This window comes from Schaedlerella sp. (genome assembly GCF_056796775.1).
This window is the reverse complement of record NZ_JBQIKP010000040.1, coordinates 15730-41082: the sequence shown is the minus strand read 5'-3', so window position 1 is coordinate 41082 and position 25353 is coordinate 15730. Positions and strand designations below refer to the sequence as shown.

Here is a 25353-nt window from a genome sequence, read left to right as displayed (position 1 = left end):
CTTTGAGATAAGTTAAGTAAAAAGGGAAATAAGTAAAGTGGCGACAACTTTAGGCTGCTTCAGCAGCAAACCGAACCTACCGGCTTTAGCCGGTAGTGGTTAAGTTTTCCTACTATTCAGGAAAAGATAAAGCCATTGCATATAAATTAAAAAATGTAGTGATTTACGAAAAGCCCAAGGCTTTGTCTGATTACGGTATCCGTCAAGCACCGCAATCTTTCGTATATCTATAAACGGCTATAAAGCAGTGTATTTTAATGTCTTGGCACTCCTGATTTTAGAGAGGAACAGAAGTGCCAAGGCATTATTTTTTTGATTTGCGGTTACTATTCACAGTCTGATAAAAAATGGCAGTCGGATTCTTCAAGCGAAGCTTGTAAGAAGCCGATTGACAGTTTTTATCTGACTGGAATCAGTCACTTCACCCACATAAGCAAAAAATCAAGATGCGAAGCATCGGCAGACGGCTTTGCCGACTGTTTTTGCGCATGTGAGTGAAATGACTGTGAATAGTAACGATTTGCGAACTTGTGGGAGAAAATATCCTTGACAAATCCCGTCTTGGTTGCTGATGGAATTGCTCTCGCCCAAAAGCTCATCGTCACGGGAAAGTCTCTCATATAACGGGGTGATTTTTGTTTTCATCATGGCATAGCCCTCCTTGTATGAAAAATGCTCTAAATGTGTCCTTCACTAACCATGAGAAATCTCGTGATTAAGAAGTCAATTAGAGCATATAACACCATTTGCTACAATGAGCTGATCACAAGGGGATATAAGGTCTATGTGGGCAAGACATACCGCGGCGAGGTGGATTTTATTGCCCAGCGGGGACAGGAGAAGATCTATGTCCAGGCGGCCTATTACCTGGCGGATGAGGCGGTGGTCGAACGGGAATTCGGAGTATATCGGGCGATTGAGGATAATTATCCGAAATATGTGGTTTCCATGGATAAAGTGACGCTTGGCAGGGACGGGATCATCCATAAATATTTGATTGATTTTTTGCTGGAGAGGTAGATCTGTGTCCGATGGCTTTCTTTACACCCCGTTTCGGGTGTGGTATACTGAATATCGTTCTGATACATACCGAACAGAGAGAAGGACGGATGAGATGATGACACTGAGGGAATTACCAATCGGAAAAAAAGCGACCATCTCCACGGTAGGCGGCGAGGGTGCGCTGAGACAGCATTTTTTGGATATGGGGGTCATTCCGGGGACGGAGATCGTATTGATCAAATATGCTCCTCTGGGCGACCCGATGGAATTTATGATCCACGGGTATGAGCTGACGCTGCGTCTGGCGGACGCGGAAAAAATTGGGATCGAGGATGTCCGGGACCAGGAGCCGGAGTCCGGGGAGAGTGTCCGCAAGAAGCGGCGTATCGAGCACCCGGGCCTGGGGGAGGGCGGACGATTTCATGAGAAGGGGACGGAGCATCCGCTGCCGGACAGTACGCTTCTGACCTTTGCCCTGGCGGGCAACCAGAACTGCGGGAAGACCACGCTTTTTAACCAGCTTACAGGCTCCAATCAGCATGTGGGCAATTTTCCGGGAGTCACGGTGGACCGGAAGGACGGAGTGATCAAGGGACACAGCAACACACTGATCACGGATCTGCCGGGGATCTATTCCATGTCGCCCTATTCCGGCGAGGAGATGGTGACCCGGGAATTTGTGTTAAAAGAGCATCCCAAGGGGATCATCAATATTGTGGATGCCACCAACATCGAGAGGAATCTGTACCTGACCATGCAGCTCATGGAGCTGGACATTCCCATTGTGCTTGCCCTGAATATGATGGATGAGGTCCGGGGAAACGGCGGCGCCATCCGGATCAATGAGATGGAGGCCATGCTGGGGATCTCGGTGGTGCCGGTGTCGGCGGTCAAGAATGAAGGGACGGACGAACTGGTGAACCACGCCCTTCATGTGGCAAAATATCAGGAACGTCCGGGCAGGATTGATTTTTGCCGGGAGGACAAGCAGGGCGGGGCGGTCCACAGATGCCTCCATGGGATCATGCATTTGATCGAGGACCATGCCAGACAGGCGGAGATCCCGGTCCGGTTCGCGGCAAGCAAGCTGGCGGAAGGGGACGTTCAGATCCAGGAAAGCCTGGGGCTGGACCAGAATGAGAAGGAGATGCTGGAGCATATCATCTGCCAGATGGAGAAGGAGAGCGGCATGGACCGGGCGGCGGCCATTGCGGATATGCGATTCTCTTTTATCAAAGAGGTCTGCGACGCGACGGTGATCAAGCCCCGGGAGAGCAAGGAGCACGCCCGGAGCGCGAAGCTTGATAAAGTGCTGACGGGAAAATACACGGCGCTCCCGGTATTTATCGGGATCATGGGGCTGGTGTTCTGGCTCACCTTCAACGTGATCGGCGCATGGCTGCAGGATCTGCTGGACCAGGGGATCACCTGGCTTGCGGGCATGGCGGATCAGGCCATGGCGGCGGCAGATGTGAACGAGGTGCTGCATTCCCTTATTATCGACGGCATTTTCAACGGGGTGGGCAGCGTACTCAGTTTCCTGCCGATCATCGTGATCTTGTTCTTCTTCCTTTCCATGATGGAGGACAGCGGCTACATCGCCAGGGTGGCCTTTGTGATGGACAAGCTGCTGCGGAAAATGGGGCTCTCCGGGCGGAGCATCGTCCCCATGCTGGTGGGATTCGGCTGTACGGTGCCCGGGGTTATGGCTACCAGGACGCTGCCATCGGAGCGGGACCGGAAGATGACGATCTTATTGACCCCATTTATGAGCTGCTCGGCAAAGCTGCCGATCTATGGATTTTTTACGGCGGTCTTTTTCCCGGAGCATGCGGCGCTGGTGATGATCGGGCTGTATGTGCTGGGTATCCTGCTTGGGGTTCTGTCGGCGCTGGTGTTGAAGAAAACGATCTTCAAAGGGGAGGCGGTGCCTTTTGTGATGGAGCTGCCCAATTACCGGATGCCGGGCATGAAAAATGTGGGGCATCTGCTGTGGGATAAGGCAAAGGATTTCCTGCAGAGGGCATTTACGGTGATCTTTATTGCGACCATTGTGATCTGGTTTTTGCAGACCTTTGATTTTGGATTGAATATTGTAGATAATTCCCACGACAGCATGCTGGCCGCTGCTGCGGGTCTGCTGGTGCCGTTTCTGCGGCCGCTGGGAATTGGGGACTGGAGGATCTCAACCGCGCTGATCACGGGATTTATGGCGAAGGAAAGCGTGGTGGCGACATTGTCCGTGCTGTTTGGGTCCACGGAAGCGATCGCCGCTGTGCTGACGCCCCTTGCGGCGGCAAGCCTCCTGGTGTTCTGCCTGCTGTATACGCCTTGCGTGGCGGCGATTGCGTCGGTGAAGCGGGAGCTGGGCGCGAAGTGGGCCGTCGGGGTCGTGCTGGGGCAGTGCCTGATCGCCTGGGGGGCGGCAGGCGTGGTGCGGCTGATCGGGGTTGTGCTGGGGCTGGGGTGAGAGAGGCTGGATCAAGTCCGCTCATTCGAAACGTACTTTTTCAATCATACAGGGTCATAAGAAAGATAGCCCAGATGGATCAGCAGCGTCAGTACATCATTCCGGTTGCGGACGTGATCAGATCATTGGAGAACCCATTGGTATCTACGCTGACTTCGACGCCGCCCAGAAGCCGGGCGATAGTCCCGGACAGGCCGTCGAATGGATTCAGATACATTCCCATGCTTTCGACACCTCCATGTAAAAAGTATTTCATCCTGTGGTGATGGAAGCAAGCGGATATGGGAAACGAAATATTATGAAGCGGCCGATTTTCCATAAGGGGATGCCTCTGGGGACAGCCTGTGCATCCATCGTCTCCGTTTGAATACGATCAGGGTCATACCAAGCCGGAGCAATTCCTCCTGGGACAGGATGAAATAAACCCATTCCACAGGCAGATGGAACAGGAACGCGGTAATCAGCCCTAAGGGTACGCCTGCCAGCCAGGTGCCCACAATGTCGATCACCATGATGTAGGTGGTCTTTCCGCCGCTGCGCACCACTCCGCCGCCCAGGATCATATTGGCGACCTTCATAGGGGCCAGGGCAGAAAAGGCAAGCAGCAGTCTGGCCGCGGTGTCCCGCACATGGGGCTCGACATGATAAAACGTCACATAGACCCCTCTCAGGCCGATCAGCAGTGCCGACAAAATGAGCGAGCCTGCGATTCCGTAGCACACCAGTTTTTTCGATTCCTGATACGCTTCCTCGTATTTGTCCGCGCCCAGCCGTTTGCCGATCAGGATTCCCGCAGCCTGGGAAACGCCGCTCAACGCCCCGATGAATAACCCCTGGATCGGGCCGGTCATGGACATGGCGGCCAGGTCTCCCGGTTTTAAATGTCCATAGATAAAGGTGTTCACATTCTGCCCCAGGCTCCAAAGCAGTTCTGTGACCAGGATAGGAAGCAGCATTATAAGGTATTGCCGGTAACCGTCTGCTCCAAGAGAGAGGGAAAACCGAAAATCCTTTTGCTCCCGCAGGCGGACCAGGCAGAAAACGGCCAGCATCAGCAGCATATTGACAGCCTGAGAGATCACGCTGGCCGCTGCCGCGCCTCTGACGCCAAACGCCGGAAGCCCGAAGTGCCCGAATATCAGAACATAGTTCAGCCCGGTATTCACAACCGCTGAAATGATTCCGGCGGCAAGGGGCCAGACAGCCCGGCCCAGGCAGCGGACCATAACGGCCAGGATTGAGGATATGCCCATAGGGAGATATGTCCAAAGGATGCAGGTCAGATAATTTTGTCCAGCGTTGAGGAGCGCCGGGTCATCCTTGATGTAGAGTCCCACGATCTGTCCCGGAAACAGAGCGCACAGCGCGGTAAACAGCAAGGCCAGAGCTATGGCCGCAGTCAGATTGACCGTCAGGCTGCGGTCCGCCATTTCTCTGTTTTCCATACCCAGGTATTGGGAAATCATGATCCCGGCAATGGCAGCCACCGCTCCAAGCACAACGGAATAAATAAACGCAGGACGTCCCGCGACCTCCACTGCGGCCACCGCCGTACTTCCCAGCTGTCCGACCATCAGTTGGTCGATCATAGAGAAAGAGGACTGCAGCATAGATTGAAGCCCTATCGGGACAGCGATTCCAACTACACTTGCCAGAAAGGATTCTTTTTTCATAAATCATCACCCGCCTTTTCCTTGAGTATATCTGGGAGGGCGGGTGTTTTCAATGGGTTAATCGCGTAACCTTTTGGGTTAATGACATAACCTGAAACCGTGGCTTTATTGGCCGGATGCCTTGCGGCGAGATGCAGGGCACCGTGAACAGCCATCATACCCCCTTGCTGCTGTTCCGTTCGATCAATTTGACGGGGATGGTAAAATTTTTGGTATATTCGGGCTGCTCCTTCATCTGGTTCAGCAAACGGATTGCCATCTGCGCCCGCAGCTTATAGTCCTGCCGGACAGAGGTCAGGGATGGAACGACCTGTCCGCAGAGATCACTGTCATCAAAACCAATGATAGAAATATCGTCGGGAATTTGAATGCCGGAGCTTTGTAAAAAGCGAATCAGATCGACGGCGTAGAAATCCGACACGGCAAAAATGGCGGTGAAACCGCAAAGCTTAGAAAAATGCTCCCGGTAATAACGATCCCGCATTTCCTTTTGCATGGGAATCTTCATGAAATCTGCCTGAAACCCCAAGCCGCTGCACAGACCCTCATAACGCTGCTGATCCATACATTCCTGATTATCCGAGACGCAGAGAACCTTTCGATGCCCCAAACGATGGAGATATTCGCCCACCTGACGTCCGCCGTCCCGGTCGTCAAGCTGAAGATTGCAAATCCTTCCCCTGTTTTCAAAGTAGCCGTCATAAACGACGAAGGGGATGTGGATGCGGCTGCGGAGTTCCTGATACTCATGGTCGCAGAAGCCCAGGATCACCATACCTGCCATATTCCACATAGACGCAAATTTAACGGTTCCCAGTAGATCGGTGGTTTTTTTGAGCATCATGAAGTAATCATTTTTTTCGAGCTCGTCCGCTAAGTAGTTGATCGAGGATGCAATAAACGGGTCTGTCAGCGCCCGGCCTTCATACTTTTCATGATCATTGATGACCACGCCGATGATCCGGGAGTTGTTCTGCGCCAGGAGCGTAGCGGCCATATTGGGGATATAGCCGCGTTCCTCCAGCTTTTCCTGTACCCGCTTGACCGTCTGGGCGGAAATTTTTTTCGTTTTTCCATGGATCACATTGGAGACGGTGGCGGTGCTGACGCCCACCTCATTCGCAATATCTACGATCCGTACTTTGCCCTCTGCCCACATAAATGACCTCCTTTGCTGCGGCATGTTCTATATTTTGTAAAACGGCCGGATGGCCGTAACGGGGTGCCCTTGGGGTATACATCACCGAATTATAGCAGAACTTTAGCAAGCGGACAAGCTGAAAAACAAAACTCTTTCGGTAACATCATCTTTTTTATCATTTAACCGTTCAGGTAGAAAATTTTCTATAATTTTTTAAATAGGTGTTTATTTTTCGAAAAAAAGTGATAAAATATAAACAGAAGGAGGCGGTGATATGTTCTGCAAAAATTTAAAGTATTACAGATTGAAAAATAATATGTCCAGGAAAGAACTTGCCTCTTTAGCCGGCATTTCTCCCATGTCTGTCAGCTACTATGAAAATGGCGAAAGAAGGCCTGGTATGGATACCATAAAAAAACTGGCCGAAGTTTTGGGCGTGAAGGTCACGGATTTCTTGAGCAGTAGAGATGACAAGCTTGAATTTGTCCATGGAGAATTTCGGAAAGCGGCTAAGCTGTCGTTAAAGCAGCAGGATTATATCAGAGAGTCCGTGGAAGAATACATGAACCGCTTTTATTCGGTTGTGGAGATACTGGGCGGAGAAATTTTGCCGGATGCGCCGCTGTGTCATGGTTTAGAACTATCCGGTGATATTGAGAAGGATGCATTGGCAATGCGCAGATATCTTCAAATTGCTGAATTTGGTCCTGTCAGAGGTCTGGTTGAATTATTGGAAAATAAAGGGATTCTTGTTTATGTGACAGAGATGGACAGTGACGCGTTTTCAGGGATGAATGGTTTGATCAATGGAAGGCCTTATATTATTATAAATGGTAATATGAGTTCAGAAAGAATACGTTCCACGATTGCGCATGAGATGGCACATTTCATTTTTGCGTGGCCGGAAAATATGGCTGAGAGACAGGCTGAGGAAACTGCAACTGCAATAAGCGGCGCCTTTTTGCTTCCGGAAAGAGACGCGAAGAGGGAATTAGGCGTCAGAAGAACGCGTATCACCAAGGATATGACTTTGGTCTGCAGGGAGTATGGAATTTCCATGTATCTTTTGGTCAAACGCGCAAACATTTGCGGAATCATCAATGACAGTGTGGAGAAGGATTTTTACATCAGGGCCGGGCGGGCTGGCTGGAAGAAGAATGAACCGGAAAGAACGGAAAGGGAAGAACCTGTTCTTTTTATGCAGTTGGTATTCCGCGCAGTGAGTGAAAATGAGATCTCTGTGCAGAAAGGTGCAGAGCTTTTGAAGAAGCCATATACGTTTGTTATGGAGCATTGCTTTGCCGCAGAGGGGTGATGCATGAAATATATCAGCAGTGATACAACAATTTGAAAGTTAGTAAAGACATCTGTCAGAAATGGCGGGGGTCTTTTAAAATGCGACAAGGGTGTAATAGAAATCGTTTTCCTCTGCATCTGCGGAACAGCCGGATTCCGCCGGGCAGGGCGAGCTGACGGGCGTTTCGGATGAATATGGAATGATTCAAAAAGATTACAAGAATTACAGAAAGATCCAGGAGGAACTGGGAATCCATCTGCTGGATACGGAACTGTCTGCAAACAATCCATACATGCAGGGGCATATCATGACGGACGGAAATGATTTTGCTGTGATTACGGTGGAGAATTATATTTTGTGAGATACCGGCAGATATCAGCTTCTGGAAGAGGAAAACAGATATGCTTATGAAAGCGGAAATGTGTTCCTGTCGTTTATTTCATTGACTGTGAGGCTGATCCTCAGCGAAGAGTAGCTGAATCGCGGCTGGGATTGGGTGTATATTGGAATGTAACGGCTTGCAGAGAGCTATACGTCCGGGCGGGGCTATAGGGTCAATCTCGTGGAGCGTACACGTTTATCTGGGTTAGGTACACTACTTTGTAACTCCGTGCATTTCTGTAAGCGGCTATGTAATAATAGATATTTTGTGATCTTACTAATGCTGGGAAAATGATGCTGATATTCGTCAAGTATCAGTTTCTTGTGCTCTTCTTTTAGTTGTGGTTGATCAATGGAAGGCCTTATACAATTATAAATGGTAATATGAGTTCAGAAAGAATACGTTCCACGATTGCGCATGAAATGGCTCATTCCATTTTCGTGTGGCCGGAAAGAAGGATTTAGGCGTCAGAAGAACACGGGTCACCAAAGATATGACCTTGGCTTGAGGGGGGATGGAATTCCAATGAAATAAGAGGAAGAAGTTAAGGAATGTGCATAAAATAAGTATACCAAAATTATTTGTATAAAAAATATTTTTCATGTCATATTTTTTCTGTTTAATGTGTCTAAAATATATAGGAGCAAAAATATAGCTTTAGAAATGCTGTATATCCAAAAACGAAGGAGGAGAAAGAATGAATAAGAAGACAAAAGAATTGTAGGGATGTTGTTAAGCATGGTTATGTTATTCTCATTTTCTATGACAGTTTCTGCTCAGGAAAATGAGGTAGAACAGGATGACAGAACATATCTGATTGTGAATGGAGAAGATATTGTATATGTGGGTGAGGATTATGAGAATCCAGAAACAGGGGAATATGTTCGCTGGGATACAAGTTCCCGTGGTGTAGATAAGAGTTTTTCTTTTTGCATCCGCTATTCACTTACAACTTCGGACTTTACCGTACATAGTGATAGAGTACTCGTGACTGCAAATGCCTATGTGGCAGATTTGTATGGAGTCCCAGTAAACGGATATACAGGACATCTATATACCGTTTCTATTGTGGGTTGGTATTCGAGAAATCTTCAATTTTCTGTAGGTAATTCACAATCAGGAACAATTACGGGACTAGATAATGGTGGAACCTATAAAGTGCGGATTACAAACAATGACTATTTGCCAGATACGAGAAATTTAGTAGGTAGTGGTTCTGTATCGACATTATGATTCTCAAAAATGTTTTTATTTAACAATTTAATATTTTAGTGCTAAAAATCCTGTTTATATTAGCGTAGGCTATCAGTATAGACAGGATTTTTGTATTATATATTTAATGATATTGAGCGCAAGATAAATCTGCTGCTCAATATCAAATGATGTGCACAAACGCATGAAGAAACATGTCGCTGTGCGGTTGCGGCTAACGCAATACTCACGGCAGATTTCGTCGGCCGTGAGTATAATAAAATTATATAGATGTAATATCGATTAATTCTGGTGTGTCTAAGGGATGAAAGGAGAGAAAAAATGCCGGCAGATCAAAATTTAGAGAGACTGATGAACGAGTATGGCGACGCCATCCTGCGTATGTGTTTTTTATATCTGAAGGACTATCAGCTTGCGGAGGATGCCGCTCAGGAGACCTTTATCAAGGCTATGAAATGTTATGATGCGTTTGAACATAGATCAAGTGAAAAGACGTGGCTGATCCGCATTGCGGTCAACTGCTGTAAAAATATGATGAGAAGCCGTTGGTTTCAGATTGCCCGAAATGACCTGAGGGATGATCAGGAAAAAGCGCATGATGATCCGATCGATGCGTTTTTGGAGAAGGACAGTGTGTCACGGGCGATCATGAAACTGAATGCAAATGACAGGCAGGTTATCATGCTGTATTATTACCAAGACTTGTCTGTGCATGAGATCGCGGCAGTGATCGGTAAAAAAGAAAATGCCGTATTGCAGCGCTTAAAGAGGGCGCGGGACAGATTGAAAATCATTTTAGAGGAGGCCGGATATGAATATTAATATGAAGGACACGATTGACAGGGAACTGGAGTGTATCGTACTAAGCGAGGAAATGAAAAGTCGGATTAGAAAGAAAGCAGTTTCCCGGCGAAGGGACGGGGTACTGAAATGGGCTGTGGTTTTTGCGGCAGCGGTAATCCTGGGAGGAACCGGCGCCGCAGCCGGATATCGTATGCTGATCACGCATTCGGTTAATGGAGAGGTCTTGCCTGAATTGGATCCCATGCGGGTCGTAGAGATTCATATACCAGAGGGACAGCCAGCAGCATTTGCATCTGCGGAACAGCCTGCAGCGCCTGCGCCCGCAGAACAGCCGGATTCCGCCGGGCAGGGTGAGCTGACGGGCGTTCCGGATGAATATGGAATGATTCAAAAAGATTATAAGGATTACAGAAAGATCCAGGAGGAATTGGGAATCCATCTGCTGGATACGGAATTGTCTGCAAACAATCCATACATGCAGGGGCATATCATGACGGACGGAAGCGATTTTGCGATGATCACGGTGGAGAATTATATTTTGGGAGATACCGGCAGATATCAGTTTCTGGAAGAGGAAAACAGATATGCTTATGAAAGCGGAAATGTGTTCCTGTCGCCCATTTCATTGACTGTGAGGCTGATCCTCAGCGAAGAGCAGCTGAATCGCGGCTGGGACTGGGAGTATCTTGGAATGTATCGGTTTGCGGAGAGCTATACGTCCGGGCAGGGCTATAGGGTCAATCTCGTGGAGCGTACACTGGAAAACGGAGACACGGGCAATGCTGTGCTGGAAAAAAGTGCGGTTTTTGTGGCGGATGGGGTGGAGTATACTTTGAGAGGAAGGGTTTCCATGGAAACGATGAAGGGGATTGTGGAGACGATGAAGTAAGGTTTGGCATGATTTTCAATTCTATTGAGTTGATTTTGCGTTGCAGATTGCATATAATATAGGTGCAATCCCGGAGCAAAACATTACTCTGATGTGGGGGAAACGCTTCAGGAGCTGAAAAGATGAGGCGTGATATTGTCGTGTACTGAAATTCATAGTGATTTGTTCGGGAAATGATTTCCTTAAAATCAAAAGAGATATTAATTATGGAAGGAATGTAAAAATATGTGCAAGCATTTTAATACAACTGGTCTGTGCTTCCCGGACGAGCATTATATGGTCAACATAGACGGACGCCTGGAAGAGATAAAGGGGATGGTGGACCGCGGAGAATATTTTGCTGTCAACAGGGCGCGTCAATATGGCAAAACAACGACTCTAAATCGGCTGGCTGAGAAGCTGTCGGGAGAATATATTGTTTTTTTGATCAGCTTTGAAGGAATCGAAGATGCTGTGTATGAGAACGCTGCCTCCTTTTGCCAGCGTTTTTGCCGTCTTTTATATCGTTTTCTGAGATATAATGAACGTATGACAGATGGGATTTCTGAATCTTTAAAAGAAGAACTGCGCCGGGTGCAGTCGGATAACGCCGTCAATTTGGAGGACTTATCCGACTTGATATCAGAACTATGCGGTCAGTCAGAGAAACCAGTTGTCATCATGATTGATGAAGTGGATCAGGCAGGGAATCAGAAAATATTTCTTTCATTTCTGGGGATGCTCCGACGAAAGTTTCTGTCAAGAAAAACAGAGCCCACGTTCCATTCTGTTGTATTGGCCGGAGTATACGACATAAACAATTTAAAATTAAAGGTTCGTCCTATGGAGGAGCATCAATATAATAGTCCGTGGAACATTGCGGCTGAATTTCTGGTAGATATGAATTTCTCAATCCAGGACATTGCCGGAATGCTTACAGACTATGAGCATGACCATCATACCGGAATGGACATTATGAAGATATCCGGGCTGATATATGACTACACCTCCGGATATCCATTTCTGGTATCCAGGCTTTGTCAGATTTTGGATGAAAATCTTTTGGGGAAAGAGGGGTTCCCGGATTTAGCGGCTGTGTGGACAAAAGACGGGGTGACAAAGGCTGTTAAAAAACTGTTGGCGGAATCGAACACACTGTTTGATGATCTGGTGAAAAAGCTGAATGATTTTCCCGAACTAAGACAGGCGGTTTATGCCATTTTATTTAAAGGGGAAAAGATCAGTTACAGTGCTTATAATCATGTATTTCATCTGGGGATTATGTTTGGCTTTATAAAGGAAGAGCATGAAAACATTGTAATCGCTAACCGGATTTTTGAGACACAGCTGTATAATCTTTTTATTTCAGAAGAATTGCTGGACAGCGCTATGTATAAGTCCGCGTCCATGGATAAGGACAGAAATATGTTTATCCGCGATGGACGGTTGGATATGGAGCAGGTATTGGTCAGATTTACAGAGACATTTACAGATATATATTCAGATGCAGAGGAACGTTTTATAGAAGAGAACGGACGCCGTTTCTTTTTGCTTTACCTGAAACCGATCATCAATGGCGCGGGCAATTATTATATCGAGGCACAGACGAGGAACAGGCGCAGGACAGATGTGATTATTGATTACTGCGGAGAGCAATTTGTCTGTGAATTAAAAATCTGGCATGGTGAGGAGTATAACAGGCGGGGAGAGGATCAGCTGCTCCGCTATCTGGAGGATTACCATCTTACGACGGGATATATGCTCAGCTTTAATTTTAATAAAAAGAAAAAGACGGGAGTACGGAAAATTCGGATCGGAGAACGGACGATTATTGAGGCAGTAGTGTAACTCTTATATTTGAAAAAACAGGCCGGGGCGTGAGGCCCTGGCCTTTACTGGATTGCTGGAAAGCTGTCCAGCCCTTTTTTCAAAAATTCGTTCGACACGTTCCGACAGCATCCGGGAGGAACATGAAGTTGAGAATGGCCCGGATTCTCAGGTTAAGAATCCCGTTTCGAAACATTAAAGTTGATTAGAAAACGCCTGATTTACGGGCGTTTTTCTTAATTTGAGAATCAAGGAGTATTTTTTTGTTTCATCCCGCAAATGTAGAATTATGTAGAACGTTTTTTAAGGCAGGACGGCAAAAACAGCGCTATAATAGGGTCAAACACAAACCGGCATGTGATTGGATGCATATTTCCCAAAAGGCACAGACCGGCGGACGGAAGCAGGCGTCATTCTGATGAAAGGGCCGAACGGCCATTGATCACAGGATGCTTTGCAGGCGCATTTTCCGGAACAGGAAATTGTCCCGCGCAGATATCGCCGCGATTCCGGCCAGCCAAGTTCAGCAGCTGCGGTGCCTGCTGAGGAAAGAAGTACCCGGGGTGTACGGATGTGTACTATATATAAATGAATAGAGGAGGGCTTCGTTATGTTTAATGAGGTAGTGACGGACACCAACATCGTTTACTATTTGATGATAGCGGTGGGCGCCGTCGGGGTGCTGTCAAAGGCAGTCAACCAGATTACTCTTCGCCGTCTGGTCAGGGCGGCGGGCAATATGTCCAAGAGTACACACAAACTGATAAAGCTGGTGCGGGCGAAATACGAGCACGCGCTGATGCTGCACGACCGGGTAGAAAATGCGGAAGCATTTGTGGAGAAATACATATATGAATACAGAGGATTCCTGTTGCGGATCCATACATGGAGACAGATTGAAGTGCAGTCGATCTGGTTTTCCGGGATTCTGGCGGCTTTTGGAGGGATCGTCTGGTACTTGGAAAATGGGTTTTGTGAGCAGGTGTATCGTTATATCAGTCTTGGGGCGGCGGAAATGGTCCTTCTGTTTGTTATCAGCCAGATTTCGGACGAGCAGTACAAGATTGAGGCGGCCAAAAACTACATGGTGGATTATCTGGAAAATGTCTGCGCCATGCGCCGCCGCAAAGCCCGCCAGTCGGAGAAGGACCAGATTAATATCATCCAGCCGGAGACCTCCCAGGCCCTCCGCGCAAATGGCCGGGATTCCGATGACGGAAAAGAAGCTGCCACAGGAACCGGATTTTTAAAAGGAAAAAAAAATTCCGTTGGAGGCCGGACCGCGTCCGAACGTGCCGAAGCTCACGCAAAGCAGCCTGCAAAGTCCAGGGAAGCTCAGGAGGCGCAGGGTTTGTCCATCAGTATCGAAGGTGAGCCCCGCAGGGCCCGTACAGGCGTATCCGGAGACACGGCTCCCCTCTACGGGAGCGCAGAGGAGCTGGCCCGCGTCGCCGGGATCTATGAAGAAGAAATGGGGTCTGAGGAGGAAGAAGCTCCGGCATACGGAAATATAACCCCGCTGAGGCCGGAGGACGCTTCCGAGTATGAAGATCCCGAGCCGGAAGAACAGCCCGCCTTTGCCTATGAAGGGGCGGCACAGAACGGCCGGTCCGTATCCAGCTATGGAACCGCGGCACAGAACAGCCGGTCCGTATCCAGCTATGGAACCGCGGCACAGAACGGCCGGTCCGTATCCAGCTATGGAACCGCGGCACAGAACGGCCAATCCGCTTCCGTTTATGGAACCGCGGCACAAAAAAGCCAGCCCGCTTCCGCCAATGGAGGCGCCGCGTCGAAAGGGGGCAGCCCGTCACCTGCATATGGAGCGGCTGCCGGAAAGGGGGTGAACGTCTCCGGGGCTTCGGGCACCTCCCAGATGAAACGGATCCCCGGCAGATTCCAGGATGTGGTGCAGAGAATGATCGAGGACACTACAGAATACGAGGAAGTCCTGGAGGGCCCACCCTTACCGGAGGAAGCAGCCCGCCCTGCCGGACACCCCGATATGATCCGTGCAAATGGGGGGCTGTCCCGACAGTCAGCAGAATATTCGGAGCTTGACGCGTCCTATGGAGACGGGGAGGACCTGAGAGATTATGACAGGTCAAGACATAAAAACCGCAAAAAGGGCGATGCCGCAAGGCAGGTCATCCGCCGTACCATGAAAGGAAATCCGGAATTATCGGACCGCGAGGAATCCACCTTAAAGGAGGAAGCCATCCGCCAGATACTGGAAGAATTTCTTGCATAAAACAGCCAGATTTGGTAAAATATGTACAGCAAGTACCAATGGATTCCTCCCCCGCGCATTTCCACAGGCCGCGGTCAGGAAACCTTAAGAGTACAGAAGCAGAAAGGAAGGTTAACGATGGCTAACAAAGTGACATTTGATTACTCAAAGGCAACAGGTTTTATTCAGGAACACGAGATGCAGTATATGAGCGAGCTCGCGGCACAGGCGAAGGACAAGCTTGTATCCAAGAGCGGCGCGGGGAATGATTTCGTAGGCTGGGTCGATCTCCCGGTAGACTACGACAAAGAAGAATTTGCCCGTATTCAGAAAGCGGCGGACAAGATCCGTGAGGATTCCGAAGTGCTTCTGGTGATCGGGATCGGCGGTTCCTACCTTGGGGCAAGGGCTGCGATCGAATTTTTGGGACATTCCTTTGCAAATATCGTTTCCAAAGACGTCAGAAAATCTCCGGAGATCTATTTCGTTGGAAACAGTATCAGCAGCACCTACATCAGTGACCTGATCGAAGTTGTGGGAGACAGAGATTTCTCCATCAATATGATATCCAAGTCGGGAACAACGACAGAGCCGGCGATCGCCTTCCGCGTATTTAAAGAGATTCTGGAAAAGAAATATGGAAAGGAAGAGGCTTCAAAGAGAATATATGCTACCACCGATAAAGCAAGAGGAGCTTTGAAGAATCTTGCCACAGAAGAGGGGTATGAGTCCTTTGTCGTGCCGGACGACGTCGGCGGACGTTTTTCCGTACTGACGGCAGTCGGCCTGCTCCCCATCGCGGTCAGCGGTGTGGACATCAACGAGCTGATGGAAGGCGCGGCAGCAGGAAGAAAGGCCGCTTTGGAAAATGATTTCGCGGAAAATGATGCAATGCAGTATGCGGCAGTCCGCAACATCCTCCTTCGTAAAGGAAAAACCGTAGAAGTTCTGGCGAACTATGAGCCAAGCCTGCATTATGTATCTGAGTGGTGGAAACAGCTCTATGGAGAGAGCGAGGGCAAGGACCAGAAGGGAATCTTCCCGGCATCTGTTGACCTGACAACAGACCTGCACTCCATGGGACAGTTTATTCAGGACGGCAACAGAATCCTGTTTGAGACCGTATTAAATGTGGAAAAATCCAGGGCGGAGATCGTGATGAACGAGGAACCGGTTGATCTGGACGGCCTCAATTATCTGAAAGGAAAGACCGTTGATTTTATAAATAAGAGCGCCATGAACGGAACCATTCTTGCCCACACAGACGGCAATGTTCCGAACCTCATGGTGAAGATTCCGGAGCAGAACGCATTTTATCTGGGACAGTTGTTCTACTTCTTTGAGTTCGCCTGCGGCGTGAGCGGATACTTACTCGGCGTGAATCCGTTCAACCAGCCGGGCGTGGAGAGTTATAAGCGGAACATGTTCGCGCTGCTCGGAAAACCAGGATATGAAGAAGAAAGAGAAGCATTGTTGAAGAGATTGTAAGAGGTTGTAGGAAGTTCTAAGATGACCGGCCATGCATGGATGAGACTGCATGGCCGGTTTTATGATGTTGTTGAATATGCACAAAAATAAAAATTAGATTGACATAAAATTGTGGGTTATGGTAAGATATTATTAACAGAAAATAAAAAGAATAAAAATTTAATGCATAAGTATTTGAGAGCTTATATATATCCGAGATTGGTCGGATGTTTCTACTAACTACCGTAATAGTTAACTATAAGTTTTCATATCGTGAACGGATTTGGGTATGCAGTTCGTGTTGCAGGAAAACCAGGTCGGACAGATATGAAGCTTTGGAAGAACGGCGGTAGTTTTTGTTTTTATTATAACGATCCCAAACAGCGGACGGGCCTGCGGCCGACTGTTCAGAACCGTTACATTTTTTCAGATAAGGTTATGCATGAAGTTTTTAATGGGGGGTGGGAGAGTTTCGAAAATGGAGGAGCTTTAAGGAGCTGATTCGACTAGTACAACGAATAATAAGTATCTGGCTATATCGCGCAGGATGATTTTTCAGATACAAGGCAGATTTTCGACGGCGTAGCGGTGGCTACGGCTAGAAAATCTAACGCAGTAGCTGGAAAATCAGACAAGTGATATGGCTAGTTATTTATTATTCGTTGTACTAGATCACAAGACACGAAAGAACAGGAGGAATGAACTATGGAGAACAATAATAATCAGGGCTTTTTGGAAAAGGTCTTTCACTTGTCGGAGAATCATACGGATGTAAAGACGGAGTTCATTGCGGGCGTTACGACATTTATGACGATGGCATATATCCTGGCGGTCAATCCCAATATCCTGAGCGCGTCCGGAATGGACGCGGGGGCCGTATTCACGGCGACAGCTTTGGCATCCCTTGTGGCAACTCTGTTGATGGCGGCCTTTGCGAATTATCCGTTCGTACTGGCACCCGGCATGGGGCTGAACGCGTATTTTGCGTATACAGTAGTCCTGCAGATGGGATATACCTGGCAGATGGCTTTGGCGGCAGTATTTGTGGAAGGTCTTATTTTCATTTTGCTGTCACTGACCAACGTGCGGGAGGCTATTTTCAATGCGATCCCCATGAACCTGAAGCATGCGGTATCCGTAGGTATCGGCCTCTTCATTGCGTTTATCGGGCTGCAGAACGCGAAGATCGTGGTGGACAGCGCAACATTGGTATCCGTGTATTCTTTCAAGGGCTCCATTGAGGCAGGAACATTTCAGGCAGAAGGGATCACGGTCCTGCTGGCTCTCATCGGCATCCTGCTGACGGCTGTCCTGGTTGTGAAAAATGTAAAAGGCAACATCCTGTGGGGAATCCTGGGCACATGGATTTTGGGAATCATCTGCGAGCTGGTGGGCCTGTATCGTCCGGATCCGGAGCTGGGCATGTTCAGTGTGCTGCCGGATTTCAGCTCAGGCTTCGGAATCCCGAGCATGGCGCCGACCTTCTTTAAAATGGATTTCAGCGGGATACTGTCCCTGAATTTCCTGACCATTATGTTTGCGTTTCTATTTGTGGATATGTTTGATACGCTGGGAACGCTGATCGGTGTGGCATCCAAGGCGGATATGCTGGATGAGGACGGAAAGCTTCCGAAGATTAAGGGCGCTCTGATGTCTGACGCGGTGGGAACTTCCTTGGGCGCGGTATTCGGAACTTCTACAACAACGACTTTTGTAGAGAGCGCTTCCGGTGTTGCCGAGGGAGGACGGACCGGACTTACGGCAGTGGTATCGGCCGCGCTGTTCGGATTGGCGCTGTTCCTGTCTCCGATCTTTCTGGCGATTCCGTCCTTTGCGACGGCTCCGGCATTGATCGTGGTTGGATTTTTGATGATCACGTCCATTACGAAAATCGATTTTGCGGATTATACCGAGGCGCTTCCCTGTTATATCAGCATGATCGCAATGCCGTTCATGTACAGCATTTCCGAAGGGATCGCAATGGGAGTGATCTCCTATGTGGTGATCAACCTGCTGACAGGCCGCGCGAAGGAGAAGAAGATCAGCCTGCTGATGTATGTGCTTGCGGTGCTGTTTGTCCTAAAATATATTCTGATTTAGGAACTGCGTTATACGGCACTGCCGCGCGGAGTCTGGTACGGTAAATGCCGTGCGGTCGGAACGCGAAGATGCAATTGATATCTGAGGATCAGAACCGCCGGAGACATGGGAACACCTCTCCGGCGGCTTTTCCTGTCCTTTTTTCCCATTACATGCTTGCCTGAATCGAAAAAATATAGTACCATAGAGTTACATGTCACGCCTGATAAGGGCGCGGCCTGTAATTATAGAAAATACAAATGAAAAAATGTATTTTAGGCAGTGGCACTGTTTGAAGGCTGTCGATATACAAAGGAGTGAATACATATGCAGTATCTGGTTATAATGGGAATATTGATCGCTGTCGCGGTGATTTTGATTATTATCATCATCACAGCTCTGGTGAAGAGCCGTCAGGACGACGGGGAGAAGTATGAGGACGACGATGAAGAAGATGACTATGATGACGGATACGATGAGGAAGCTGAGGAAGCGCCCCGCCATATGAGTGAGGAGTATGATGAGCAGAGGGAGCCGGAACAGGAAGAAGGCCCGCTCATTGTAGGACAGGGCAGGCGGCCACGGGAAGGCGCTCATGCGGAGGAAGGCCGGAACCGGCCGGGCGAAGAGCCGGGAGGGAGGCGGTCTTCCGAGAAGAAGCTCTGGAAGCTGGCTTTGGAGAATCTGACCACCTGGCAGAAATTCACGTTTATTTTTTATGAAAATCTCGGGATTGGAAGGGGACACAGTGTCCCGCAGCTTGAAAAGTTTCTGTCCATTGGAGACGACCCGAGGGTGTCAAAGCTGCACTGCGCAATCATCCAGAAGGAGGGTAAGCTCTACCTGAAGGACATGGGGTCCCGGAACGGAACCTACCTCAACGGCAAGCGGGTGACCCAGCCCGTACTGCTCCAGAGGGACGACATCATCGGGATGGGCGAGACTGAGATTGAGATACAGAGTATGATGAGAGAAAAATAAAATGCTGCTCGGTATGGAATGGCCTGTACCCGGCGGGAATCAGTGCAGCAGTTGGAGAAAATATCCAGCCCTTTGCCGGAGGTAATCGAAAAGGGGCTGGATATCGTTGTGTATCATCGTATGCGGAAAAGCAGCCGACAGCAGGCTTTTCTTACATGAAGTATGGAGGTTCTGTATGATAGGAAAAAAGATCCTGGCAGGGGCAATGGCGGCATTACTTCTTGCGGCATGTCCCGGATTAGAGAGTTGTGCAGAGGAAGGGCAGGAGACTCCCGCGGCGGAAGGCGCGGAAGCACCCCAGCCGGAAAAGACGCCCGAGGAGCTGGCTGCGGAGGAAGAAGCCAGAAAAAACGCGATTTATGAGATCGTACCTGACTCCAATAATCTGCCCGGATGGCCGGAAGGGCCGAAGGTCCATGCGGCGTCGGCCATTGTAATGGATATGGAGAGCGGTGCGGTTCTCTACGCAAAGGCGGCGGAGGAACAGCATTTTCCTGCCAGCATCACGAAGCTTTTGACTACGCTGGTAGCGCTGGAGACGGGGGAACCCGACGATACGGTGACGTTCTCGGAGGACAGCATCAGCTTTCTGGAGCCGGGGGATGCCAGTGTCGGAATGCTTGTGGGTGAGCAGCTCAGCCTCAATGACGCGCTGCATGCGGTCCTGCTTGCTTCGGCAAATGAAGTCTCCTACGCGGTGGCGGAGAATATGGGGATCAAGATGGGCGGGACTTACCAGACCTTCATTGACCGGATGAATGAGCGGGCTGTCGAACTGGGATGTACGGGTTCTCATTGGGTCAATGCCAACGGTCTGCATGACGATCAGCATTTTACAACGGCTCATGATATGGCGCGGATTGCAGCGGCAGTTTATCAGTATGAACCGTTCCAGCATCTGATGGGTTCGCTGGAATATACCATTGCGCCCACCAGTCTGAAAAATGAGCCCCGGACCTGCTGGCAGAATCACAAGATGCTCTGGCCGGAGAATGAATATTATTACGAATTTTGCCGGGGCGGGAAGACCGGATATACGGACCAGTCGGGAACAACGCTGGTGACCATGGCCGATAACGGGCAGATGCGCCTGGCGGCGGTGGTGATGGCAGATTACGGGGTACAGGCCTATGAGGACACCCGGGCTATGCTGGATTACGCGTTCGGCAATTTTACCAAGGTGACCATTGCGGACAAGGAGACGTCCGGTGATATTGAGACCTTTCAGGATGAGGGGGCATATGTGGTCCTCCCCGCGGGGGTTGATTTTACGCAGCTGGAATGTCAGATTTCCACGGCAGAAGGAGAGGCGGAGACAGAAGAGGTTTCCTTTGACCGGTGGATCGAGGTGCTGACCGCGCCGCCGGCTCCTCCGGCGGAGACTCCGGCAGAGGGAGAGCAGCCGGGGCAGGAAGGAACGGACGGGACTCCGGCAGGCGCGCCGGCGGATGGAGCGCAGCCGGGAGCCGAGGGAGCAGCGGATGGTTCTCAGCCTGGGGCCGAGGGAACGGCAGATGGTTCTCAGCCAGGCGCAGAGGGAGCACCGGCTTCGGCAGACGGAGCGGTTCCGGCTTCTGCGGAAGGCGTGCGGCCGGGAACGGACGGAGTTGCTCCGGCCGGCGCGGATGGCGCACAGCCAGGGACAGACGGGACGCGGCCGGAAGCAGGAGAGAGCGGAGATGCCTCCGGCAATCAGGGCTTATCCGGAACCGGGGAGAATCCGGACGATGTATCCTCCGGTCAGGACGGAGAAGATCCGGCGTCAGGAACAGCCGGGAACAAAGAGAATGATGCCGGGTCCGGCAGCGAAAGGGCCGGAACGATCGTTTATACCTATGCAGGCCAGGAGGCCGGGCATGCGGCAGTGGTTTTGAATCAGTCCTATTTTGGAGAGGGATCGGAAATAGAGTGGACGCCTGCGGACGGCAGCAAGAGGAAAAGCAAAGAAACTGCCCCGAAAAAACTGGGCGGGCTTTCCACAAGACAGATGATCATTGCGGGCGGAGTGGCAGTGCTGCTGGTTGTGATCGTGTGTGCAGGCATGAGCAGACGGAAGAGGACACAGGAGAGAAAAAGACGGAACCGGAAAAATAAGAAAACCTCTTGACTAATCCGCCTCTTCTACTTATAATATCTCTGTGGTAAAAAACTGAGAATACAAAAAGACCATGACGGAGACAGTAGGAAGAACTCTGAAGCTTCAAGCGAGCCGGAGATGGTGAGAGCCCGGTACAAGTAAGGTCTTTCTGAAGATCACTCCCGAGTTGCAGCAACCGAACCCCGGCATAGTTCCCAGTCGGTATACGAACCCCGCCGGACAGTAGGTGCTGACGGTATCCGCCGTTACCGGAATCCATACCTTACCGGACGAAGTCCGCCTGCCCCACAGGGGCATGTATTAAGGGATGCCCTTTGGGTATAAATGACAAAGAGGTCAGAACACCGTGTTTTACAGGAAACAGCATTTTCACTGTTTTCCCCGTCAAAAAGGACACCGGATCTGAACAGATGTTGTAACAGGTGGTATCAACGGAGCATACGCTTCCGTCCTATTACAGGACGGGAGCATTTTTGTTCTATAGGCAGTTTCTATGAATTTTCCGATAGAACAAAGACCTCCGGAGAGAGTGCTGTGCGTCATACAGGACAGATGCCGCGACGCGGCCGCCGCAGGCGCGAGTTTCGCAGGCGAAACTCATTTATATAATGAGAGAAAGGAAGGGAAGCAATGTATAAGAAAGTTTCTACGGATATGAATTTCGTAGAGCGTGAAAAAGAAGTCGAGAAGTTTTGGGCTGACAATGATATTTTCCGCAAGAGCATGAAGGGGCGGGAAGGCAAGCCCATGTATACGTTTTATGACGGGCCGCCGACGGCCAACGGCAAGCCCCACATTGGGCACGTGCTGACACGTGTTATCAAGGATATGATCCCCCGCTACCGTACTATGAAGGGATATGAGGTTCCGAGGAAGGCGGGCTGGGACACCCACGGCCTTCCGGTGGAGCTGGAGGTGGAGCGGGCTTTGGGCCTGGACGGCAAGGACCAGATTGAGGAATACGGTCTGGAGCCATTTATTGACAAATGTAAAGAAAGCGTCTGGAAATACAAAGGTATGTGGGAGGATTTCTCCGGCACCGTCGGATTCTGGGCGGATATGGATGATCCCTATGTGACCTATCACAATGACTTTATCGAGTCCGAATGGTGGGCGCTAAAGCAGATCTGGGACAAGGGCCTTCTGTACAAGGGCTTCAAGATTGTGCCCTACTGTCCCCGCTGCGGAACCCCGCTCTCCGCGCAGGAGGTAGCCCAGGGCTACAAGGATATCAAGGAGCGCTCCGCCATCGTCCGCTTTAAGGTGAAGGACGAGGACGCTTATTTCCTGGCATGGACCACCACGCCGTGGACCCTGCCCTCCAACCTGGGACTCTGTATCAATCCCAAGGAGACTTACGCAAAGGTATCCTGCGTGGACGGCTATACCTATTATATGGCGGAGGCCCTGCTGGATACGGTATTAGGACCGCTGGCAAAGGACGGAAAGCCGGCCTATGAGATGCTGGAGACCTATGTGGGAAAGGATCTGGAATACAAAGAGTACGAGCCGCTCTACCAGTGCGCGGCGGACGGCATCAAAGGCCAGCATAAGAAAGCATTTTATGTCACCTGCGACGAATATGTGACGCTGACAGACGGTACCGGCGTGGTGCATATCGCTCCCGCCTTCGGCGAGGACGATGCCAATGTCTGCCGGAAGTATGACATGCCGTTCGTGCAGCTTGTAGACGAAAAGGGAAATATGGCGGAATCCACCCCGTTTGCCGGATTATTTGTGAAAAAGGCAGACCCGGAGGTGCTCAAGGAGCTGGACGCAAGAGGGCTTCTGTTCGACGCGCCCAAGTTTGAGCACAGCTATCCCCACTGCTGGCGCTGCGACACCCCGCTGATCTACTACGCGCGGGAATCCTGGTTCATCAAAATGACAGCGGTCAAGGACGACCTGATCGCCAACAACAATACCATCAACTGGATCCCGGAGAGCATCGGAAAGGGCCGCTTCGGGGACTGGCTGGAAAATGTCCAGGACTGGGGCATCAGCCGCAACCGTTACTGGGGGACTCCCTTAAACATCTGGGAGTGCGAATGCGGACACATGCATTCGATCGGAAGCATCGAAGAGCTGAAATCGATGTCCGATCATTGTCCGGACGACATCGAGCTGCACCGCCCGTATATCGACGAGGTTACGATAAAATGTCCGCGCTGCGGCAAAGAGATGCATCGTGTGCCGGAGGTGATCGACTGCTGGTTCGACAGCGGGTCCATGCCGTTTGCGCAGCACCACTATCCATTTGAAAATAAAGAGATCTTCGAGCAGCAGTTCCCGGCCCAGTTCATTTCCGAGGCCGTGGACCAGACCCGCGGGTGGTTCTATTCCCTGCTGGCGATCTCCACGCTGATCTTCAACAAAGCGCCTTATGAAAATGTCATCGTCCTGGGCCACGTTCAGGATGAAAAGGGCCAGAAGATGAGCAAGTCCAAGGGAAATGCGGTAGACCCGTTTGACGCTCTGGAGAAGTACGGCGCTGACGCGATCCGCTGGTATTTCTACGTGAACAGCGCGCCCTGGCTGCCCAACCGTTTCCATGGAAAGGCTGTCATGGAAGGGCAGCGCAAGTTCATGGGAACCCTTTGGAACACCTACGCGTTTTATGTATTGTATGCCAACATCGACGGCTTCAATCCCTATGAGCACGGCCTGTCCCGGGAAGTGACCGGGGAGATCAGCGTTCCGGGCTATGACACGCTTGCGGTGATGGACAAATGGCTTCTCTCCAAGCTGAATACGCTTGTGAAGACGGTGGATCATGATCTGGAGAATTACCGGATTCCGGAAAGCGCCCGCGCGCTGCAGGAATTTGTAGATGATATGAGCAACTGGTATGTGCGCAGGAGCCGGGAACGTTTCTGGGCAAAGGGCATGGAGCAGGATAAGGTCAATGCTTATATGACATTGTATACCGCGCTCGTGACCGTGGCAAAGGCAGCCGCGCCGCTGATCCCCTTCATGACGGAGCAGATCTACCAAAACCTGGTATGCGGCATCAATCCGGAGGCGCCGGAGAGCGTGCATCTGTGTGATTTCCCGAAGGCGGATGAGGCATTGATCGATTCCGAACTGGAAAGCAACATGGAGCATGTGCTGAAGCTGGTTGTTATGGGGCGCGCGTGCCGCAATACTTCCAATATCAAGAACCGCCAGCCCATCGGTCAGATGTTTGTAAAGGCGGAATTTGAGCTGCCGGAATACTATCAGGAGATCGCGGCGGATGAGCTCAATGTAAAGAACATAAAGTTTACCCAGGATGTAAGGGACTTTACTTCTTATAATTTTAAGCCCCAATTAAAGACAATCGGGCCAAAGTATGGTAAAATGTTAGGAGGCATCCGGAAGGCGCTGGACAATCTGGACGGTAATACCGCTATGGATGAGATCAATGCCGAGGGATCCTTAAAGCTGGATGTGGACGGACAGGAGATCACCCTGTTCCGGGAAGACCTGCTGATCGAGACCGCGCAGGTGCCGGGCTTCGTATCGGAAAATGACAGCGGGATCACGGTCGTACTGGATACCAACCTGACGGAAGAGCTGTTGGAGGAAGGATTCGTCCGGGAGATCATCAGTAAGCTTCAGACCATGAGAAAAGAAGCGGACTTTGAGGTGATGGATAAGATCCGGGTGACCTACGAAGGAAGTGAAAAAGCAGAAGCAATATTTGCAAAACACGCAGAATCTATCGGCAGTGACGTACTTGCGGACGATGTCTCGAAGGCGGCTCCGGAAGGATATGTCAAGGCCTGGAAGATTAACGGGGAGGACGTTACAATCGGCGTCCGGAAAATGTAAGGATCAGCA

19 protein-coding genes and 1 riboswitch are annotated in these 25353 nt (G+C 50.1%); of the genes, 14 read left to right on the top strand and 5 right to left on the bottom strand.

Annotated elements, in window-relative coordinates; genetic code table 11:
* Positions 1–441 precede the first annotated feature (441 nt).
* Complete coding sequence (locus tag ACTOY7_RS16205) at positions 442–648, bottom strand: recombinase family protein (protein WP_300886304.1); 207 nt, start codon at positions 646–648, stop codon at positions 442–444.
* A gap of 63 nt (positions 649–711) precedes the next feature.
* Here ACTOY7_RS16205 and ACTOY7_RS16200 point away from each other — a divergent pair, with 63 nt between their 5' ends.
* Both ACTOY7_RS16200 and feoB read left to right on the top strand, forming a co-directional pair.
* Positions 712–1020, top strand: a complete 309-nt coding sequence (locus tag ACTOY7_RS16200) for an ATP-binding protein (protein ID WP_482671280.1) — start codon at positions 712–714, stop codon at positions 1018–1020.
* A 97-nt stretch (positions 1021–1117) separates the two neighbouring features.
* Positions 1118–3472, top strand: a complete 2355-nt coding sequence (gene feoB / locus ACTOY7_RS16195) for a ferrous iron transport protein B (RefSeq protein WP_482671281.1) — start codon at positions 1118–1120, stop codon at positions 3470–3472.
* An 88-nt stretch (positions 3473–3560) separates the two neighbouring features.
* Here feoB and ACTOY7_RS16190 read toward each other — a convergent pair whose 3' ends face one another.
* The 4 genes from ACTOY7_RS16190 to ACTOY7_RS16175 form a co-directional block, all read right to left on the bottom strand.
* The gene (locus tag ACTOY7_RS16190) at positions 3561–3695 is read right to left on the bottom strand and encodes a hypothetical protein (RefSeq protein ID WP_300886296.1); all 135 of its coding nucleotides are present in this window, start codon (positions 3693–3695) and stop codon (positions 3561–3563) included.
* Between the two features lie 73 nt (positions 3696–3768).
* Positions 3769–5145 (bottom strand): MATE family efflux transporter, encoded by a 1377-nt coding sequence (locus ACTOY7_RS16185; RefSeq protein WP_482671279.1) that lies wholly within the window; start codon positions 5143–5145, stop codon positions 3769–3771.
* Complete coding sequence (locus ACTOY7_RS16180; RefSeq protein ID WP_302141754.1) at positions 5142–5303, bottom strand: hypothetical protein; 162 nt, start codon at positions 5301–5303, stop codon at positions 5142–5144. The genes ACTOY7_RS16185 and ACTOY7_RS16180 overlap by 4 nt, the downstream gene beginning before the upstream one ends.
* Entirely contained in the window at positions 5300–6304 is a 1005-nt protein-coding gene (locus tag ACTOY7_RS16175; RefSeq protein ID WP_482671278.1) for a LacI family DNA-binding transcriptional regulator, read from the bottom strand. The genes ACTOY7_RS16180 and ACTOY7_RS16175 overlap by 4 nt, the downstream gene beginning before the upstream one ends.
* 256 nt (positions 6305–6560) lie before the next feature.
* On the opposite strand from ACTOY7_RS16175, the gene ACTOY7_RS16170 reads away from it, so the two are divergent.
* From ACTOY7_RS16170 to ileS, 12 genes are all read left to right on the top strand, one after another.
* The gene (locus ACTOY7_RS16170; RefSeq protein ID WP_160280905.1) at positions 6561–7601 is read left to right on the top strand and encodes a helix-turn-helix domain-containing protein; all 1041 of its coding nucleotides are present in this window, start codon (positions 6561–6563) and stop codon (positions 7599–7601) included.
* Positions 7602–7782: 181 nt separating this feature from the next.
* Positions 7783–7944: a hypothetical protein gene (locus ACTOY7_RS16165; RefSeq protein ID WP_160280906.1), complete on the top strand. Its 162-nt coding sequence runs from the start codon at positions 7783–7785 to the stop codon at positions 7942–7944.
* Positions 7945–8703: 759 nt separating this feature from the next.
* Positions 8704–9198: a hypothetical protein gene (locus ACTOY7_RS16160; protein WP_160280907.1), complete on the top strand. Its 495-nt coding sequence runs from the start codon at positions 8704–8706 to the stop codon at positions 9196–9198.
* A 300-nt stretch (positions 9199–9498) separates the two neighbouring features.
* On the top strand, positions 9499–9999 hold the full coding sequence (locus ACTOY7_RS16155; protein ID WP_160280908.1) for a sigma-70 family RNA polymerase sigma factor: 501 nt from the start codon (positions 9499–9501) through the stop codon (positions 9997–9999).
* On the top strand, positions 9989–10870 hold the full coding sequence (locus tag ACTOY7_RS16150) for a hypothetical protein (RefSeq protein WP_160280909.1): 882 nt from the start codon (positions 9989–9991) through the stop codon (positions 10868–10870). Before ACTOY7_RS16155 ends, ACTOY7_RS16150 begins: the two co-directional genes overlap by 11 nt.
* Positions 10871–11095: 225 nt before the next feature.
* The gene (locus ACTOY7_RS16145) at positions 11096–12697 is read left to right on the top strand and encodes an AAA-like domain-containing protein (RefSeq protein WP_160280910.1); all 1602 of its coding nucleotides are present in this window, start codon (positions 11096–11098) and stop codon (positions 12695–12697) included.
* 589 nt (positions 12698–13286) lie between these two features.
* Positions 13287–14927: a hypothetical protein gene (locus tag ACTOY7_RS16140; protein WP_482671277.1), complete on the top strand. Its 1641-nt coding sequence runs from the start codon at positions 13287–13289 to the stop codon at positions 14925–14927.
* 117 nt (positions 14928–15044) lie between these two features.
* The gene (locus ACTOY7_RS16135) at positions 15045–16394 is read left to right on the top strand and encodes a glucose-6-phosphate isomerase (RefSeq protein ID WP_160280912.1); all 1350 of its coding nucleotides are present in this window, start codon (positions 15045–15047) and stop codon (positions 16392–16394) included.
* Between the two features lie 162 nt (positions 16395–16556).
* Positions 16557–16652, top strand: a riboswitch (purine riboswitch).
* A gap of 426 nt (positions 16653–17078) precedes the next feature.
* The gene (locus ACTOY7_RS16130) at positions 17079–18473 is read left to right on the top strand and encodes an NCS2 family permease (RefSeq protein ID WP_160280913.1); all 1395 of its coding nucleotides are present in this window, start codon (positions 17079–17081) and stop codon (positions 18471–18473) included.
* A gap of 306 nt (positions 18474–18779) precedes the next feature.
* The gene (locus ACTOY7_RS16125; protein ID WP_160280914.1) at positions 18780–19433 is read left to right on the top strand and encodes an FHA domain-containing protein; all 654 of its coding nucleotides are present in this window, start codon (positions 18780–18782) and stop codon (positions 19431–19433) included.
* 175 nt (positions 19434–19608) lie between these two features.
* Positions 19609–21540 carry a D-alanyl-D-alanine carboxypeptidase family protein gene (locus ACTOY7_RS16120; protein ID WP_482671276.1) on the top strand — a complete coding sequence of 644 codons (1932 nt, stop codon included), beginning with the start codon at positions 19609–19611 and terminating at the stop codon, positions 21538–21540.
* A 621-nt stretch (positions 21541–22161) separates the two neighbouring features.
* Entirely contained in the window at positions 22162–25344 is a 3183-nt protein-coding gene (gene ileS / locus ACTOY7_RS16115) for an isoleucine--tRNA ligase (RefSeq protein ID WP_482671275.1), read from the top strand.
* Positions 25345–25353 lie beyond the last annotated feature (9 nt).

Coding starts and splice junctions, on each gene's coding strand:
- ACTOY7_RS16180 (WP_302141754.1), bottom strand. CDS start 5,303: ATGATGGCTGTTCACGGTGCCCTGCATCTCGCCGCAAGGCATCCGGCC.
- ACTOY7_RS16140 (WP_482671277.1), top strand. CDS start 13,287: ATGTTTAATGAGGTAGTGACGGACACCAACATCGTTTACTATTTGATG.
- ACTOY7_RS16170 (WP_160280905.1), top strand. CDS start 6,561: ATGTTCTGCAAAAATTTAAAGTATTACAGATTGAAAAATAATATGTCC.
- ACTOY7_RS16145 (WP_160280910.1), top strand. CDS start 11,096: ATGTGCAAGCATTTTAATACAACTGGTCTGTGCTTCCCGGACGAGCAT.
- ACTOY7_RS16150 (WP_160280909.1), top strand. CDS start 9,989: ATGAATATTAATATGAAGGACACGATTGACAGGGAACTGGAGTGTATC.
- ACTOY7_RS16125 (WP_160280914.1), top strand. CDS start 18,780: ATGCAGTATCTGGTTATAATGGGAATATTGATCGCTGTCGCGGTGATT.
- ACTOY7_RS16135 (WP_160280912.1), top strand. CDS start 15,045: ATGGCTAACAAAGTGACATTTGATTACTCAAAGGCAACAGGTTTTATT.
- ACTOY7_RS16155 (WP_160280908.1), top strand. CDS start 9,499: ATGCCGGCAGATCAAAATTTAGAGAGACTGATGAACGAGTATGGCGAC.
- ACTOY7_RS16160 (WP_160280907.1), top strand. CDS start 8,704: ATGGTTATGTTATTCTCATTTTCTATGACAGTTTCTGCTCAGGAAAAT.
- ACTOY7_RS16185 (WP_482671279.1), bottom strand. CDS start 5,145: ATGAAAAAAGAATCCTTTCTGGCAAGTGTAGTTGGAATCGCTGTCCCG.
- ileS (WP_482671275.1), top strand. CDS start 22,162: ATGTATAAGAAAGTTTCTACGGATATGAATTTCGTAGAGCGTGAAAAA.
- ACTOY7_RS16120 (WP_482671276.1), top strand. CDS start 19,609: ATGATAGGAAAAAAGATCCTGGCAGGGGCAATGGCGGCATTACTTCTT.
- feoB (WP_482671281.1), top strand. CDS start 1,118: ATGACACTGAGGGAATTACCAATCGGAAAAAAAGCGACCATCTCCACG.
- ACTOY7_RS16165 (WP_160280906.1), top strand. CDS start 7,783: ATGATTCAAAAAGATTACAAGAATTACAGAAAGATCCAGGAGGAACTG.
- ACTOY7_RS16130 (WP_160280913.1), top strand. CDS start 17,079: ATGGAGAACAATAATAATCAGGGCTTTTTGGAAAAGGTCTTTCACTTG.
- ACTOY7_RS16205 (WP_300886304.1), bottom strand. CDS start 648: ATGATGAAAACAAAAATCACCCCGTTATATGAGAGACTTTCCCGTGAC.
- ACTOY7_RS16175 (WP_482671278.1), bottom strand. CDS start 6,304: ATGTGGGCAGAGGGCAAAGTACGGATCGTAGATATTGCGAATGAGGTG.
- ACTOY7_RS16190 (WP_300886296.1), bottom strand. CDS start 3,695: ATGGGAATGTATCTGAATCCATTCGACGGCCTGTCCGGGACTATCGCC.